The following is an 18,467-nucleotide window of genomic DNA, read 5'->3' as shown; positions in this document are numbered from 1 at the left end:
ATATATTGTTGTTCTGTTCTCCACGAAAAATAAAACATAAGTCCAAAAAAAGAAAGTGTTATTATTATTAAAAGCTTATGTAATACCTTATTTAATCCATTAATCAATGCTGCCTTCACCTTCATCCACTAGTTCTTTTGTTATAATGAATTCACTTATATATATCTATTATACCTTATTTTGGAATAAAAACGGATCTAGGGACACTCTTATTTATATAAAAAAAGCCAACCACAGATGTGGTTGGCTTTTATGATTAGCTCCTATTATTTAGGAACGTTTACGCTAGTTGCTTTAATTGCATTACTAGCAAGATCTTGTACAGATGTAATGCTGATTGTTTGCGCGTCTGTTGGAGCTTGAGCAAAAGTAACTTTGAATTGCTTGTCAGATACTTTAGTAACAGAAGCTGCAGCGTTTTGAACTACTTGACCACCTTGGTTTACAGTGTAGTTGTCTTTATCAAGAGCAAACTTAGAGGCTACTTCGTTAGCTGCTTCTTCTGTTCCAGCTTGAACATCTTCACTGAAAGTAACAATAAAGTCGTTTTTATCTGACGTTTCTGTATCAGCAACAATTGTTACAGTAGGTGATACTGTATCAAGAACTGTATCTACATTTTCAACTCTTTCATTACCAGAAGTATCAGTTGTGCGAACTAGGATTCGGTATTTACCGTCAACTGATAGTAAATCGTAGTTGATTGTGTAAGCTTCCGAATCTGAGTTGATGCTTCCATCATTAATTGTAACACCAGTTTTTCCGTAAGCTTGAACTCGAGTTTCGTAGCTTCCGTCTTTGTCTGCATCACGGTATACTGCGTACTCAATGCTAGCTACTTCAACGTTGTCATTAGCTACGCCTGTAATCTTAACGTCTTTCTTGTTTGTAACGTCTCCAACGTTAGATTTTGGTGTACTTTCACCTGGGGTCGTTGTGTCACCAGAGTTTGCTGGAGTTTTGAAAGTTCCTTCTTTTGCATTACCACCAGCTGCTTCTACACCACTTACAGTAACGGTTTGAGCTTTGCTAGTGTTACCAGCTGCATCTTCACTTCTTACTTCAATTAGGTAAGTTGTTGATGCATTAAGTTGTGGTGTTGCAAATTTGTAATCTTCTTGTTTTTCATTGAATGAACCATCTGTTGCTGTTGCGTTTGTCCACTCAGTAGAAGTTGTATAAGCATTTGTTGATGCATTGTAAGTAGATACGCGATATTGCACGTTCTTAACATCGCTATCTACATCTGTTACTGAACCTTTAACTTCTACAGTGCGAGTTGCAGGTTTATAAGTTGCTTCACTGTTTACAGTTACTGGAGCTGTAATATCTTTCTTAGTGATTTCTAGAGTAGCTGCTACTGCAGAATCACTAACTTTTCCAGCTGCATCTACAGTTTGAACGTATACTTTATAATCTCCACCAGCAAAACCAGTAGTATTGATTGAACCTACAGCCGTTTCTGAAGTTTCATCAAAAGCACCATCTTCTGCATCTAGGGTTGTCCAGCTTGTGAATGTGTTATCTGGGTTTTGGATACGGTAACGAGCTGCAACGATATTGCTAGCATCGTCGTAAGCTTTAACATTTAATTTCACAGTAGTACCTGCATTAGCTGATACTTTTGTAGAAGTTTGAGCACCGTTAGTAAGTGTAGCACTTGCTTCTGGTTTTGCTCCATCAGTTACAGGAGTTACGTTAACTGTTTTAGAAGCAATAACAATTCCTTTATCAGATTTAACATTTTGGATGTTTAGAGAACCTTTATCTTCAGTTGATAAAGCACTATCATTGAAAGTTAATGTTACAACTTGACCAGCTGCATAAGGACCTACTGCTTCAGTGTTTACAGATGCACTTGTTGGATGAACAGGTACATTTGTAGTACTGTTACGGTCGTTGTCATAAGTGTAGTTAATAACATTTTGAGCTGTTGCTGTATCAACAGGGCTGTTGAAAATTACTGTCACTTGGTTACCTGCTGCACCTACAGAAAGAATAGAAGCTGCTGGAAGAGCGTCTACAGTAAAGCTTCCAGATTTAGCGTCAGTTTCTTTGTAAGATACAGAGTAAGATACAGTTTGCTTAGCAGTTGCTGCTTCTACTTTTTCTACGTTGAACGTAGCTGTTTTAGAGCTAGCATCGTAGTTGAAATCTGTTGGAGCTACAGAAGTTGCTGTACCACCGTTTACAGATTTGGTGATTGTGAAATCGTTAGCTGTTGGAGCTGTTTTAGGCGCTTTGTTAAACTCAACAGTTACTTTTCCATTAACAGCTGTTACATCTTGAACGCTTGGTTTAGCAGTTCTTGATTCTTTAACATCGTAAGCACGAACAATGAATGAAGCAAATTGAGCACGAGTTAGGTTTGTTTCTGGGTTGAACGTTTCAACATCAGTAACACCTAATTTAGAAAGAGTTTGAATATCTTCGCGATACTCACTGTATGCTTTGTCAAGATCCTTTACTTTCGAAGTATCATCGCTATCAACAAGCGCTTCTAATCCTAAGCCATTAACAAGTACTTTCGCCATTTGTTGACGTGTAATGTTTTGATCTGGAAGAAGTTCTCCACCGTTACCAGTAAAAACGCCAGCTGCACGTACTTTTAAAGAAGCTTCTACTAGCTCTTTATCAGAATAATTGCTTGGTACATCTGAGAAGTTCTCAGTTTTAGAAGTGTCTACATCGTCCCCCAGTGTACGAGCAAGGATTTTAACAACTTGTCCACGAGTTATTGTGTTATAAGGTTTGAAAGTTCCATCGCCATAACCTTTGATGTATCCTTTTTCAGATGCAGTTGCGATGTTTTGGTAGTGGTCTTTAACTGTTTCTTTTGTTACATCAGAGAAAGATGCAGCACTTGCAGCAGGAACGATTGCGCTTGCTACTACAGCAGCAGAAACAGTACCTACTAGGAATTTGCGATAAGATTTTGGTTGGTAAGCCATTGAGTTATTTCCTCCTTAGAATTGTGTTCTAGTAAAATAAGACTAATCTCAAGAGGTTGTTATATATGTATATCTCTTAACATTAGTTACTAAACAATTACAGATATTAGTATAGGTTTTCATAGATTTAATGTCAATATTTTTAACAAATGTAAAAAAAAGTTATTTATATGGGTAATCTATGAAAAATAACCAAAATAAATATATTAGGGAAAACCCTACCTATTATTCTACAATATTTCCTATAAGTTTCAATAGTTTTTACATAACTTTGTATTTTTTTAGGTCTTTATCGCCTGTTTTAACCTTATTTTTAAAGTGAAAAAAGACCTAAATTTAAATAAGAAAGGAGATGATTATAAAGATAATGTTATTTTTCTCAAGGTTTTATAAATTGCTTAATAAATTCTAAACACCCAAAATATATTGTAATATTTTTGTAATATAAAAGGTATAAAAAGGAAAAATAGAATTTATAATTCTAATTATTCAAAATTTTTACATTATTAATGCACATCTTTATCCCTATCTTTCTTCCACTATTGTAAAGTCCCTAACTTCAACATAACAAACTGTAGTTCTTTTGTTACATAACTGTAAAATAGAAGCGTGTTTTTCTATGATAAACTGTTATCATCTGTTGAAAAAGGTAGAATAATGAAATTTTAACATAGAAAATTTAGGAGAATTTGGAGGATACATATGATTAGACGAGTCACACTGACGTTGATTTCATGCTTTGTGTTACTATTATCAGGTCTACTGCTAGAACCATCTTCATCAGCCAAAGCGGCTAATCTTACAAACTATGATAAGTTATTACCTGCTGCTTATAAGTATATGGGCGTTCCTTATCGTTATGGGGGAACAACAGCTTCGGGATTTGATTGCTCTGGGTATGTACGCCAAGTATACAGTGAGGTAGGTATTTCCCTTCCTAGAACAGCCGCTCAAATGTATGGACAAGGTACAGCTGTTTCAAAAAGCAATCTACGTGTTGGCGACCTTGTTTTCTTCAAAACATCTGGTAAAGGGGTTTCACATGTTGGAATCTACGTTGGAAACAATGAATTTATCAATGCTGCAAGCTCAAAAGGTGTAAGTATCGCAAAGGTTAACGATCCATACTATTGGGGTTCTCGCTATGTTGGAGCAAAACGTATTTTCTCAACTGGAAGCGCAAAAGGCAACTTCCGTGATACTCAAAACAGCTGGATAGCTAAAGATGTAAATGCACTAGCAAATAAAGACATCGTAATAGGTTATTCAAATAACTACTACCGTCCGAACGAAAATATTTCTCGTGCACAAACTGCAACAATTCTTGCTAATACACTTGACTTAAAAATGACAAACCGCAAACAGCCATTTAAAGATGTAACATCATCATCTTGGTCTGTTGGAGCTGTAAATGCAGTAAAATCCGCTGGTATTTTTGAAGGAAATAACGGTTACTTTATGCCCGACAAAGCTTTAACACGCGCTCAAATGGCAGCTGTATTAACGGATGCATTTGATTTGAAAGCTAACTCTTCTTATACATTTAAGGACGTACCTAAAAACAATTGGGCTGCTGCAGATATTTCTGCTCTTGCTGCCGCAGGTATTACAACGGGATATGATGATGGAACATTTAAACCGAATGAGCCTGTTACACGTGCTCAAATGGCGGCATTTGTAAATCGTGCTGTAAACCGATAATACGAAAAGAGCTCCTTTCTCTAAAAGAAAGGGAGCTCTTTTTTATTTCAATGCTGCAGATCTCCGGAGAAAAAGAGCAAATTGACCTCTTGTTACATTTTCATAAGGGCGATAATACTCATTTAATACCGTAATCTTGTTCTCTGCTAATATATTAATATCGTTATAACTCCAAGAAGTTTTCTTTACATCTTTAAAAACTCTCTCTTGTTCTGCCTTCTTATATACTTTGCTGTAAGCTCTTGCTAGAACAGCTGCCATTTGTTCTCTTGTTAATGATTCTTTTGGACGAAGTTTCCCTCCTCGCCCCATAATGTCATATTGTTCTAAAATAGCGAGTTGTGTGTAGTAGAGATTATCTTTATTAACATCGGTTGCCATCATTTTGTATGTAGGATCTTTTGTTAGCTGCAGTTCCTGAACAAGCATTTTTGCTGCATGTTCACGGCTTAATGATTGATAAGGTCGAAATGTTCCATTTCCATAACCTTCAATAATTCCTCTTAGTTGCAGATAGCCTACTGCTGAAACAACTTCATTTTGAAAAACATCACTGAATATTGTTACATCTCCGCCTTTGATATATTCTGCTCGTATATATCCATTCTGCCCGTTAAATGTATTAACTTTATAAAAAAGATGACCATCTTTCAGCAGGGCATTTTCTCTAATTAAAACTGGAGTATATTTCGGGAGACTTGTAAGCGCTTTTCCCCCTGGTTGATTATATAAAACTCCTTTATCAGTATAAACATAGCCTTTTTGATTATTTATATATAAACTTGTTGATTCTGTTGTCTCTTCTAAAGGGTAAACTTTCTTTTTCAACTTAACTACCCCGTTATCCTGGCTAGCTTCTATATATGAGAGTTCCTGTAAATCCCTATCTATCATATCCTCAATATATTTGTATACAGAATGCTGAAAGTTATCTATTTTTTGGGGATTTGTATCTTCTGTAAAACCTCTATATGCTATAAGGGCAAAATACCAATGTTCTAACATTTTCTGATTTTTGTTCTTCATAGAGGGCAGCGTATTATCATTAAAATACTCTTTTAATAATTTCACTCCAATTTCAATATTATAAAGCGGGCTATATTTTAAGGATTCAAAATCAATATTTTGAGCCGTAGCCTGTTCAGCTGTTAATTTTACTCCCATAATGCCTATCCTACCGTTCTCATCTATCTTAGGCTGCTCATTTTGAAACTGCTCGTAATTAGAGCTTTCCGCTGCAACTGCTTTAATTAATTCATAGGGAACTCCCTGTCTGATTCCCTCCTGGAGCATTTTCTCTTCTATTTCCTCTTTAGTTAGATTTAAATGTTCAATAAGCTTAGCATTGCTTGTCTTACTCTCCTCTATATTTTGAAGATTGATTTTTAAGCGTTCTGATCCTCTATTAAAACCATCTTCGCTATGCTGAATAAGCTTGAACACTATGCCGCTATTTTGGTCTTTTGAGAAAAGCCAGCTTGATTTACTTCCAAGCTTCTCGCCCTCATACCATTTCCGTACTTGCATCACACCTTTAAAAGTATCAAAAAGGATTGGCAAATATTTATCTTCATCATCTTGGGCGACTAGGTAAGTGTCATATATTCCAAGGTTTAAAGCTGTTAATTGTAGGCTAAGCAAACTGGATGATTTATAATCCGTGAGATAAAGCGGAATAGTCTCTTCTGGCCTATACCCTTTTTCTTGTATGGCTTCTGTCCAATATTGCTGAATGCTCTTGTTTTCAAATGGTGATTGAATTTCACTATTCATTGGCATATGGGTAGCAATAGCTTTGCTAGAGCCAAATAACTCAACATAGTCTTCAGCTAATATCTCTGATAAATCCCACTTGTATGGAACGGGGCTTTGATTGAATGGCCCGTACTTTTTCATATGACGAATTTGTGCATATTGAGAGTCTTTCCACTTGTTAGGAACCAAATGCTCTCTTTTAAAAAGGTGATAAAACGTAAAATGATGTCCATACTCATGGGCCATAGTTGAAGCAATACTTTCCACTGTTGAATATTTATCACCTCCATAAAGATTAATTTTTCGATTTGGGGAAAGTGAGACTGATTTACTCCCATACGTATATTCCGCAAAATATTGTCCAAGCACATCTTGTCCAGCTGGATAGTCTGGAAAAATGTTAATTGTGGATAAAAGCTTGAGTTCTTCCCCATGCTTATTTTTAAGCAATTCTGTTTCAAGTGCTTTTAGTTTTTCTACTGTATTCCATTTTGTACTATAGCTTATAAAAGTAATCCCTGAATCTCCCCTGTACGTCATTACTTTATTTTGATAATAATCTTCATAATCAAACTGAGCTGTTTTTAGTTTTGTTTCATCCATAACTTGTGCAGAAGTATTTAAAGGGTGGATAATAAAAAATAAACTGACAACAAAAAACATAGGTAACAGCAGTTTCTTCATCATTTACTCTCCTTACATATTCATCCTTTTTTCAAGTAATATTCTCCTATTACCTTATTATTCTAGCTTACAGAAAAATGAAAAGCTAGCTTTCTTATATACTAGAAAGCTAGCTTACATCGTACTTATCTATTGTTTTGCAACTGTTAATTTGTAAGGCTTGGCACTAGAACGCATTTGCTTATCTTTAATTTCCATAAAATATTTTCCTTTGCTAAGATCTGCAAACCCAACTTCATTATCACCAATATAATAGTTGTTTAACTGTTTTACGAGTATACCTTTTTCATTGTAAACATTAATTACACCATCAATCTCTTTTGGAACATCCATATTTAGCTTATATGTGCCATTTTCCGAAACGTTAAGAGTATAGAAATCTCGATCACCAAAATCAATTCCAGCGTTTAAGTACCCTGCTGCTTCCCATGTATTCTTGCCTTTTGATTTAAAAGAGAGTGGTTTTGAAGGCACATTATTTTTAACAGTTGAGCCCTCATCCTCATCTTTCTTTGTTAACGTGTTTAGCAACATCTCGTACTCACCAATGTTTGAGCCACCGTAGTTTTCGGCAACGATGAAGTATCCTGTTCCTTTTTTCGCTTTAAATGATCCTGATTCAATTTCTCCATCAGTTTTATCAAAAAGGATAACTTTAGAGGCTTCATTATTATCTATTTCCATGTTTCCATTTGTATCTTCTACAATGGTGATCATAAGATCAAGTGGCAACCCCATTTCAAGCGGGAGGCCTTTCTTTTGATTTTCACTAACAGGTAGCGGATTTGCATAGAATCCATATAATCCATCTTCTTTGCGATGCTTGTAATAGAATGTATCAATGTCCCCTAATGGAGTGAAGTTTCCTTTTACAGGCTGATCTGGTTTTAAAACAGTTGCCTCAATCGGCTCATCGTTTGCTTCATTTTGATCAACTGGAGCATCCTTTACTTTTACGGATGTTAATTCATATTTATCCAGTGATAGCGGTGTGCCATTTTGAAGATGAATGTAGTATTCTTGACCTTTTTGAAGCATGATTGTTGTTTCAGAGGTTCCTTCATTCCCCCCTGTTAACAAGTCCATTAAAGGATCTCCTGAGCCACTTAGTTGGTTTAGCATACCTGATTCTTTATCATATTGGAATAAACCAATCATAGGTTTAAGTGTATGTGTTCCATTAGTTGATAGTTTATAGAAACCATCTTCCTTTACTTTTACTTTAAACCAATCTTCATCTTCTAGCTGTTGGAAATAGCCTGTTCCAACAGAGCCTATTTCATAACTTCTAGCACTTTTGAGAATAGCTTCTGTTGTTTCTTCATCAAATTCCATATACTCGCCTGTTAGTAAGTCAGTAAGAGCATCATATTTTTCCTTATATGTTGTTGGCTCTGGTAAGCTTTCTTCCTCCTCAGGCTCTTCTACAGGAGCGACAATAGCAAGTGGTAGACTATCTTCATCTTCTGGTAGATCTTTTACATTTGCTTTCAAGTCATACGGAATTAAAGAACCAAGAACTTCTTGTACTTCTCCGTCAGAGGAGCCCCCCATCATTAGTGCCATCATCATATCTAACATTTGTGACGAACTTACAGGACTTGACGTAACCTCTACAATATAAGAGGTATCTGGCAATGCTTCAAAAGCAAGTCCTTCCCCTTCACTCATTCCATTATTATTTGCCGCATATTCAGCAATTGGCCATTCTTCTCCTTCAGGAAGATCTGCTGGAGGCTTTTCTTTAAATGCTGCTTCATCGTATACTTTTATTTCTGTATCCACCCCTGGAAGTGCTGAAAGATCCAGATTTACTTTTTTGCCCTCTTTAAAGGACATACGGAAATAATCGCTATCTGCTCCTTCTTCACTATTAATAAGAGTTAAATCTCCTTCTGATTTTTTACTGCTATAAGGAAAGCTTTTAATTTTAGCTGGTTTCTCTTTTGATGCTTTACTATCATTAATATTCGTTCCTTTAGTTAACTGAAGGGTATATGTTGAAGCTCCTGATGTACTGTAATTTTCATTTCGGTCTTTAACACCAATTAACAGTTCTCCCTTTTGTTCTGCTTTATAAAGGTAACCTTCTGTTTTTCCTTGGGTAACACTGTCTACATCTACCTCTTGTTCTGTTCCATCTTCACCTCTAAATTTAAGTTCTAGCTTATAGTCATAGTTTTTAGAAGCATCTAGAACGGTTTGTAGAAATTCACCTTCTTCTACATTTACTTTATACCAATCTTGCTGAGCTGGTTTAATTAATGAGCCTGTTTTCTTAACGGTTCCTTTCCCAACATTAACAGTAGTTGCTTTTTTCACGATTTCATTCATTGTTAGCTTTTTAAATGAAGGAAGTTTATTTATATCAAAATCAAGGGCCTTTGATGGATCAACAAGTCCATATCCATAATCCATATCAAACCCTTTATTCCCCAAATCCTGAGCTGTTTGTTCTAAAATATATTCTACTTGATAAGAGTTTAAGTTAGGATACTTTGATTTAATAAGGGATGCTACTCCTGCTACTGCCGGTGAAGCCATCGATGTTCCACTCATTTTGACAAATGAGGATCCTGATTCTGGTGTATAAACAGTACTATAAATATCTTCACCTGGTGCTACAACATCAATGTTCGGGCCATATGTTGTAAAGTAAGACTTTTTATTTTGATCATTTGTTGCCCCAACCGTAATTACTCCATCATATGAACCTGGATAGTTATAGACCATATCCCCATCATTTCCTGCTGCAGCTACTACAACAACACCATTATCTACAGCTTTTTTAATAGCTTCTTCAACAAGCGGAATTTCAAATGGTGCTCCGAGACTCATATTAATAACGTCGGCTCCATTGTCAACTGCATGCATAATGCCATCAGCAAGTACATAATCAAAGCTACCATTTTGGTCAAAGATATTTACAGGCATAATATTGGCATTTGGATTAACACCATATCCACCAACTCCATTTCCTTTCTTACCGCTAATAATACCTGCAACATGTGTCCCATGGTCCCCTGCATCTCCAGGGTTTGCTGGATCTGTTACGCTATAAGGAGCAAGCAAATTTCCTTTTAGCTCCTCATGGTTTGTATCTATGCCTGTATCAATAACAGCCACATTCACTTTGTTTTTACCTGCTTTTTTCAGAGCTTCATCCACTTTTAATGTTTTTAAATGATACATACTGCTTGCTTTTGGATCACTCGTTTTTGAATTACTTTCTGTTGCAAATGTTTTAAGTTTCACACTTGGCGATACACTTTTAACGCCAGCTACTTTCTCATATTTTGAAATGGCCGTCTCGATTTTTTGCCCCTTACCTATTCTAACAACTTCATATTGAAATTCTGGGTATGAACGGATAACCTTTCCACCTAGCTTCTTATGTACTGAAGAAGAAAGTTTTTTGCTGTACTTTATAATGATTGTATTATTACTTAGGTTTTCCTTTTCTGCTTTTTTCTGTTGATAAAGTTTTTTGCTCTTTTCACTTTGGGACAAATTAAACTTCTCCATTACTTTGCTTTTCTTCTCTTTTACCTGTGATGCATTACTCTCTACTGCAGCTGAGGCAAAGGAGGGTACTAACAGGGTTAATCCTAATACTAGTGCAGTTAGAGTACGAATCCCTTTCTTCATATAAAATCCCCTTTCAAATTAAGAAAAATTTTCATCAGTATAGTTAGACGATTCAAAATCAAATAGGTTACAAAAATAATAGAATTTTCTTAATTTTTTATTGTTTTAATAGAATTAAAATAAAAAAGCAGATGCGAAATCTTTCATCTGCTTTTTATCTATCAATTTGTTATATGTTTTATAAAACGCTTTGCTTTGTTTTTAAAAGAATTTACTTCTGAAATATTTTCAAAATCCTTTATTGTTACTTTAGGTCCAATTCCTTGTCTTGCCAATTGGTATGAATCATCATTTGGGCTGACATATCCCGTTTTTGTTGTAAAGGCATACTTAAAACCAGCTTCCTTTACAAGATCAGCTGTATGCGGAGTATAATGACCAAATGGGTAAACAAATAGTTCTGTTTGATCAAGAAGATTTCTGTTTAACTTTAAGTCCTTTAGAATTTCTTCATCCGATTTCCTAAGCATATCCCCTTTTCCATCTTCACCTAGGTTATGTAAATTATCTGTATGTGCTCCTAACTCAAATACGCCTAAAGTATCTTTAATTTCATTCATTTTCATAAACTGATGCTTGTCTGGATTCCACGAACCATCGTTTCGATTTGTACGACTTGTAATAATATTTTCAATAGCGTGTAAATCATACTTCTCTAAAATAGAATATGCATAACGTTTCACATCCCTGCGTCCATCATCAAACTGAATCATTACAGTTTTAGTTGGAAACTCTCTTTTTCCATTTAGAAATTGATCTAACTCATCGATTGTCATTGTATGGTAGCCATTGTCATGAAGCCATTTCATCTGTTTCTCAAATGCTTCCACTGACAGAACATCTGGTTGGTTTTTATACAGTTTGTTTTCATCTTCTAACAATAAGCGGTGATATGTTAAAACAGGAATCATATCTGCCTTTTTAGTAAAACTTATAATAAATAAGGACGAAACTGCTACAGCAATTAGAACGACTAAAGCTACGACTATTATTATTTTTTTCTTCACATCATGTCATTCCTTTCAAAAGATTGGACATTGATGAGTATAACATTTTTTGACTTAATTTTCTAATTAATGAACATTTTTTCATAGGTCAATTGTCCTCTATTATCTTTTTATCTCCAAAATTTATATTTATTGATTTTTAAGCGTTACTTTATACCTTTAAAACTACTATTATTCCAATTTCATGAGGATTGTCCCTTCTCTTTTTATGTTTATATTTTCATTTATGCATTATTACCTTCTATTGTAATTACCTAAATCTTCTAATATACTTGGTTGTGGAAATCAAAATTAGGAGTTTTAGCATGAATAAAAGGAAATTATTGTACGCATTATTATTTTCATCCGTATTCGTTACTGCATTCGGGATTTATGCCTCATTCCAAAAAACTATGTCTAGAGCAGACGCATCCCAAGCACTAGTTGCCCAAGAGGAATCAGTAGCCATTTATGAAAAAGCCTCACATAGCAAAGGCACTAAAATTAAAGGCTATCTGGTGAAAGGAAATGCTTACATCAATTATGTTTCGTTTAATACGGATTGGTGGAGAATTCCTATTGGCAATTCATTTGGATATGTTTCTAAAAAAGAGGCTAAAATAGAGGAAACTGAGGCACCTCGCCCTAAACAGGTTTCTTCTACTTTTCATGGAGATGCTATTTTAACAGAAGAAAAAACCCCTGTTTATAGTTCTACTTCTACAAACTCTAAAAAAATGGGCCAGTTTAATGCACATATTCAAATAGAAGTGATAAATCAAAATGAGAATTGGTCAAAGGTTAATCTAGGAGGACTTGTAGGATACGTGCAAAAAGGAGATTTGCAGATTGATAACGGCATTCCGGTCTTAATGTATCATAATCTCTTTAGAGAAGAAGAAAACCATAAATTTAAAAGTACATTTGTAACGATTACTCCAGAATTTTTTGAAAGCCAGATGAAATGGCTCCATGATAACGGTTATCACACTATTTCCCTTAAAGATTTACAAGAATATGTTGAAAAGAAAAAGGCATTACCGGATAAATCATTTGTGATTACATTTGATGATGGATTTGTTTCGACTCGTCAATATGCTTACCCTATTCTCAAGAAATATGGTTTTAAAGCTGAAAATTTCATTATTACATCTCGTACCCCTGTTCAAAGCCAACCTTTTGATCCTGATCAGCTTACTACACAAGCTTTAAGTATGCAGGATATGGAGAAGATGAAGGATGTTTTTTCTTTTGGGGCCCACACTCATGCTCTACATGATCGCAAAGATGCCCATACAAGTGGATTATTAACACAGCTTCCATATGATGAAGTTGTGGCAGATTTAAAATTAAATAGAAATAAACTTCCTACTCCTTCTCCTTACTTTGCCTATCCTTATGGAAATCTAAATGAAACGGGTATAAGAGCTGTCAGGGATGCTGGATTTAAATTAGCCTTCACAACTCAGGAAGGGAGAGTCTTTCCAGGGGATAATCCATTAATTCTAGATCGCAAAGGGGTTTATCCAAATATGGATATGGGGGACTTCAAAAATATTTTTGCAACTTCGAATTAAAAAGGTGAAGAATTCCCCTCACCTTTTTATATAAATTTCTAAGTAGGAAATTATATATAATCTTTACCATATAACGGTGAAACAGTAAATAAAGAGTGCTATACTAGTTTTGTAGAAAGTCTAATATGCTAGGAGAGTTGTCGCATGGTGTTATCGTACATCAAGAAAGCAATGGGCGATAAGCAGGAAAAAGGGTTAAAAAAGCACTATAAAATTATAGAAGAAATTAACAGTCTTGAAGAACAATTTACACAGTTGTCAGATCAAGAGTTAAAACATAAAACAGTTCAATTTAAAGAAGCCTTAGCCGAAGGGAAAACGATATTTGATATCCAAGCAGAAGCATTTGCAACCGTTCGAGAAGCATCGAGACGGGTGCTTGGCATGCGTCATTACGATGTACAGATGATTGGCGGGCTTGTTCTGACAGAAGGAAATATTGCTGAGATGCCAACAGGAGAAGGAAAGACGCTTGTTGCTTCGCTTCCAAGTTATTTACGAGCTCTTGAAGGAAAAGGTGTCCATGTTATTACAGTAAACGACTATCTCGCAAAACGTGACTGTGAACTTGTTGGTCCAGTTCACACCTTTCTTGGTCTGACAATTGGACTTAACATAGCTGGCATAGATTATGAAAAAAAGAAAGAAGCTTATAACGCTGATATTACATACGGCGTTGGGACAGAATTTGGCTTTGATCACCTTCGTGATAATACAGTTATTGATCTAGCCCAGCGTGTTCAGCGGCCATACCATTTTGCTATTATCGATGAAATTGATAGTGTTTTGATTGATGAAGCAAAAACCCCCCTCATCATTGCTGGCAAATCTGGTGTAAGTTATAATCTTCATCAGCTTTGTGCTCAAATTGTGAAAGGCTTTGTGAAAGATGAAGATTATCACTTTGATGAAGAAACGAAAGCAACAGGATTTACAGAACAAGGGATTGAGAAGATTGAAAAAGGCTTTGGAATCGATAATTTATACGATGTAGAACATCAAACTCTATATCACTATATGATTCAAGCCCTTAGAGCCCATGTTATGTTTCAGAAAGACGTAGATTATATTGTAAAAGATGACGAAATTGTTCTTGTTGATGCATTTACAGGACGCACAATGGAAGGTCGTACATTAAGCAATGGTCTTCATCAAGCTCTGGAAGCTAAGGAATCTGTAACCATTACAGAAGAAAATAAAACACAAGCTTCTATTACAATCCAAAATTACTTCCGTCTTTATCCAACACTTAGCGGAATGACAGGAACAGCTAAAACGGAAGAAAAAGAGTTTCAACAAGTGTATGCAATGGACGTTATTCAAATCCCAACGAATCGTCCAATCCTAAGAATTGATGAAAGTGATCAAATTTATGAAACAGTGAACGAAAAATATAAAGCAGTAACAAAAGAAGTTATCCGTGTGCATCAAACAGGACAGCCTATTCTAATTGGCACAACTTCTATTCGTCAATCTGAAACAATTGCTCAATCTCTACAAGATGCGGGCCTTTCTTTCCAACTTTTAAATGCTAAAAGTGTTGAACAAGAGGTTGAACTTATCTCCAAAGCAGGTACAAAAGGTCAGATTACAATTGCCACAAATATGGCAGGACGCGGAACAGATATTAAGCTTGAAGATGGTGTTGAGGACCTTGGGGGCTTGTTTGTTCTTGGAACAGAACGACATGAATCAAGACGGATTGATAACCAGTTGAAAGGACGAGCTGGACGTCAAGGTGATAAAGGAAGATCACAGTTTTTCATTTCTCTTGAAGATGAGATGTTTGTACGCTTCGCCCATGAAGAAGTAACTAAACTGCGTAAAAATCTTCATAAAGATAGCACAGGGCTTATTCAATCAAAGAAAACTGCTGATTTTGTTGATAAGGTTCAGCGTATTTGTGAAGGAAGCAATTATGGAATTAGAGAGTATAATTTAAAACTTGATAACGTTATTAATGAGCAGCGCGGCGTTATTTATGAATTAAGAAATCGAATTTTAACAGATGAAAGCATTCTTACCCTCTTAACACCTATGATTTCCTCAACTGTTCATTATTATGTAGAAGGATACTGCTCACCTGAAGTCCTTCCAGAAGACTGGGATCTGAATTCTCTAGCAACTGATTTAACTAAGGTAATTGGGGAGAGTATTTCACTAGATATGCAAGGAATTGCAGAAATTCAGGATGTGCAAGATCAAGTAGAAGAAGCTACCCAAAACTATTTGAATTTAATTAAGGAAGTCATGGAAGAGGAAAAACCATTAGATGGTTTCCTAAGAACTACTGTGCTGCAAATTACTGACAGAGAGTGGATTAAACATATTGAAAATATGGAGCGTTTAAAAGAAGGAATTGGTATGAGAAGCTATAGCCAAGAAGACCCCATGCGTCAATACCAGCGTGAAGGTCTTGAGCTCTTCTCAACTTCATATCAAGAGCTTGAATACTATATGGCAGAAGCACTTTGTCAGGCAACAGCATCATTAAGAGCAGAGAAATAATCTACAAATAAGGGTGCTCCATTCATTTTTGAGTGACACCCTTTTATACTGAAAGGATGAGAAATTTGTTTCGCTTTTTTAAACGTGGAGAACAGAATATTAAGAAACAAGGTCTTGATAATACAATTGAACCTGAAGAAAGAGTAACAACAGAAAATCAAGAAGCTAGCATCTCCCCTAAACTTTCCTTACACCCTGATTGGCAAGCAACAGAAGAGGATCGCTATGTTTATCAGTTTTTGAATAATAGCTGTGCCCCACTGAAGCCTAATCAAGTTTCTTTATCAGGTGCAAATCTCGCAAAAGATGAAAATGGAAATGCTGTTGTAACAGCTCTTGTCCGCACGAGCTTATCAACCCCATTAACGCTAGATGTCATGAAACTTGTGTTAATGGATAGTGAGAAAAATATCATTGCTAAAAAATCTTTTAACTTTAAGGAGCTTGGCGAGATTCCTCCTGCTTCAAGCAGACCTTGGCAGTTTATTTTTGAAAAAGAAAACTTAAAAACAAAAGATCTTCCAAAGGAAAATTGGACATTAGCTTTTCAAGTAGCCCCTCCTCATAAGTTAGACTTAGATGAGACTTGGGAAAACAATTTATCAGAAAATGAAAAAGAGAGCCTAAAAAATCTTGTTGAAAAAGAAATGACTCCTCCTAAAGATGGAGAAGTAAATTTCCAAAGTCTACAAGCAGATCAGGCCAAGAACGGAAATCTACATATTTCCCTCCTACTAAGAAATGGAACAGATCAAGACGTAACATTTGAACAAATTCCTCTCATTGTAGAAGATGCTATGGGAGATCAAATAGCAGAAGGTGTCTTCCAAACAAAAGATCTACTAATTAAGGCATATACAACAAAACCATGGACATTTATTTTTCCAGCAAGCTTAATTCAAAAAGAAAATGCTGATTTCAGACGATGGAGAGCATATCCAAGTCAACCATAAATAGGATAAAAACGATCAAAAGTCTAGCATAAATGCTAGTTCTTTTGATCGTTTTTTCTTTCTACATTTCTTGTAAAAAACTTTTCATTTCCGTTACAAATACCCATAAAATAGGATAATATAATCTATTTATGGTAACATCTAACTTGTTATGAAACTTTAGACCTATTATGATTAATATTTTTATAGGTCTTAATATCTTTTAATTTATAACAAACTAAATCTATTAATCGTACAGAAAGGAGCTTTTGGTTTGAACCGTTTATCTTTGTGTTTGACGATTTCGTTTGCTGTTTTCATGCTTGTTTCTCCCTTCTCTACACAACGTGCAGAAGCTAGTAGCAATGTAAACAAAAACATTATGGGCGATTCAGTGTTGACAGCTTCACAAATGGCAGCATTTTTACATAGTAAAAACTCAAGCAATATTCACCTTTATGGCATTACGGTAGAGGAACTTGCTCAACTTTTTCTTATCGCTGGAAAACATGAAGGAGTACGAGGAGATGTAGCTTTTGTACAAGCTCTAAAGGAAACTGGGTATTTTAAATATGGCGGTGACGTTGTTCCAGAACAAAATAATTATGCTGGAATTGGGACAACTGGCGGGGGTGTAAAAGGACATTATTTTGATACCCCAGCTACTGGTGTTTACGCACAAATTCAACATCTAAAAGCATACGCTTCTAAAGAACCTCTAAATACTCCACTTGTTGATTCACGATATAAATATGTAACAAAAGGAATTGCTCCAACTTGGCCAGATTTGCAAGGTCGATGGGCAATGCAACCAAGAGGAAACTACGGGGATGATATTCTTTCGATTTATAAAGAAATGCAAGACTTTGCTTCTAAAATGAAGCCACCAGTTGAAAATGAAGGTTCTATTACTCTTCCAAGTAAAGATCCAAATCCATTCCCTTTAGACGTTTCTAAAAACAATGAAGAATATGAAGCTGTACAATTTTTCTTAAAGAACGACGTTATTGATGGCTATGATATTGACGGAAAAGTTTATGTAAAACCTTACGATAATATCACGAGATATCAATTTGTAAAGATTCTTGTTCAAGCTCTTGGCCTTGAGAAAGACGGAGATGCTTCAACATTTATAGACGTAAATCCTCACGATGAAGATTATGTGTACCTTGAAACTGCAGCAAGTTTAGGAATCGTAAAAGGAAGCGATGGAAAATTCATGCCTTATGAGAAAATTAAACGTGAACACATTGCAGCTATGATCTATCGTGCAACAGCACAGCTTTTAGACTATAACCAATATAGCGGACAAGAAAAAGCATTTAAAGATGTGAACATTTCTTCAGAGTTTTATGAAGCTATTTCTAAATCTTCTGCGGCTGGCGTTATTAATGGTTTCTCTGAAACAGAATTTGGTCCCACTAAGTATGCAACACGTGCACAAGGAATCATGATGATTTATAGAGTAATGGAAAAGATTAATGAACAAGCAAATTCATAATAACAAAAAAGCCTACTTCATCTGAAGTAGGCTTTTTTGTTATTATGCGTGACTTTCGGCCTATAGAACACTCTTTTTTATGCATAAGAAAAGACGCTATATATACAGCGTCTTTTCTTACTGGGTTACCAACCGAGGTTATTATTTCAAAATAAGGAAATATTTATCTCTTCCTCCATTTTATCATCTATACAACAAATCGACAATTTGTTTTTTCTACTTTT

The 18,467-nt window shown here is 35.4% G+C and carries 9 protein-coding genes; 5 read left to right on the top strand and 4 right to left on the bottom strand.

Annotated elements, in window-relative coordinates; genetic code table 11:
* Positions 1-266: 266 nt before the first annotated feature.
* Complete coding sequence (locus tag ACK3CR_RS09395) at positions 267-2,951, bottom strand: S-layer homology domain-containing protein (protein WP_488975287.1); 2,685 nt, start codon at positions 2,949-2,951, stop codon at positions 267-269.
* Between the two features lie 702 nt (positions 2,952-3,653).
* On the opposite strand from ACK3CR_RS09395, the gene ACK3CR_RS09390 reads away from it, so the two are divergent.
* Entirely contained in the window at positions 3,654-4,652 is a 999-nt protein-coding gene (locus ACK3CR_RS09390; protein WP_488975286.1) for a C40 family peptidase, read from the top strand.
* A 42-nt stretch (positions 4,653-4,694) separates the two neighbouring features.
* Here the strand turns inward: ACK3CR_RS09390 and ACK3CR_RS09385 are convergent, their stop codons facing one another.
* The 3 genes from ACK3CR_RS09385 to ACK3CR_RS09375 form a co-directional block, all read right to left on the bottom strand.
* Positions 4,695-7,094: an S-layer homology domain-containing protein gene (locus ACK3CR_RS09385; RefSeq protein ID WP_488975285.1), complete on the bottom strand. Its 2,400-nt coding sequence runs from the start codon at positions 7,092-7,094 to the stop codon at positions 4,695-4,697.
* A gap of 126 nt (positions 7,095-7,220) precedes the next feature.
* Complete coding sequence (locus ACK3CR_RS09380) at positions 7,221-10,739, bottom strand: S8 family peptidase (protein ID WP_488975284.1); 3,519 nt, start codon at positions 10,737-10,739, stop codon at positions 7,221-7,223.
* 161 nt (positions 10,740-10,900) lie between these two features.
* The gene (locus ACK3CR_RS09375) at positions 10,901-11,746 is read right to left on the bottom strand and encodes a polysaccharide deacetylase family protein (protein ID WP_488975283.1); all 846 of its coding nucleotides are present in this window, start codon (positions 11,744-11,746) and stop codon (positions 10,901-10,903) included.
* Positions 11,747-12,051: 305 nt separating this feature from the next.
* Between ACK3CR_RS09375 and ACK3CR_RS09370 the strand changes: the two genes are divergently transcribed.
* The 4 genes from ACK3CR_RS09370 (at position 12,052) to ACK3CR_RS09355 (ending at position 18,243) form a co-directional block, all read left to right on the top strand.
* Positions 12,052-13,302 (top strand): polysaccharide deacetylase family protein, encoded by a 1,251-nt coding sequence (locus tag ACK3CR_RS09370; protein WP_430239900.1) that lies wholly within the window; start codon positions 12,052-12,054, stop codon positions 13,300-13,302.
* A 147-nt stretch (positions 13,303-13,449) separates the two neighbouring features.
* On the top strand, positions 13,450-15,810 hold the full coding sequence (gene secA2, locus ACK3CR_RS09365) for an accessory Sec system translocase SecA2 (protein ID WP_488975336.1): 2,361 nt from the start codon (positions 13,450-13,452) through the stop codon (positions 15,808-15,810).
* A 65-nt stretch (positions 15,811-15,875) separates the two neighbouring features.
* Positions 15,876-16,763 carry an accessory Sec system S-layer assembly protein gene (locus ACK3CR_RS09360; RefSeq protein ID WP_488975282.1) on the top strand — a complete coding sequence of 296 codons (888 nt, stop codon included), beginning with the start codon at positions 15,876-15,878 and terminating at the stop codon, positions 16,761-16,763.
* A gap of 253 nt (positions 16,764-17,016) precedes the next feature.
* Positions 17,017-18,243, top strand: a complete 1,227-nt coding sequence (locus ACK3CR_RS09355) for an S-layer homology domain-containing protein (RefSeq protein WP_488975281.1) — start codon at positions 17,017-17,019, stop codon at positions 18,241-18,243.
* The last annotated feature ends 224 nt before the right edge of the window (positions 18,244-18,467 follow it).

Source organism: Priestia sp. TRM10 (assembly GCF_057808375.1).
This window is presented reverse-complemented; position numbering and strand designations above follow the sequence as displayed.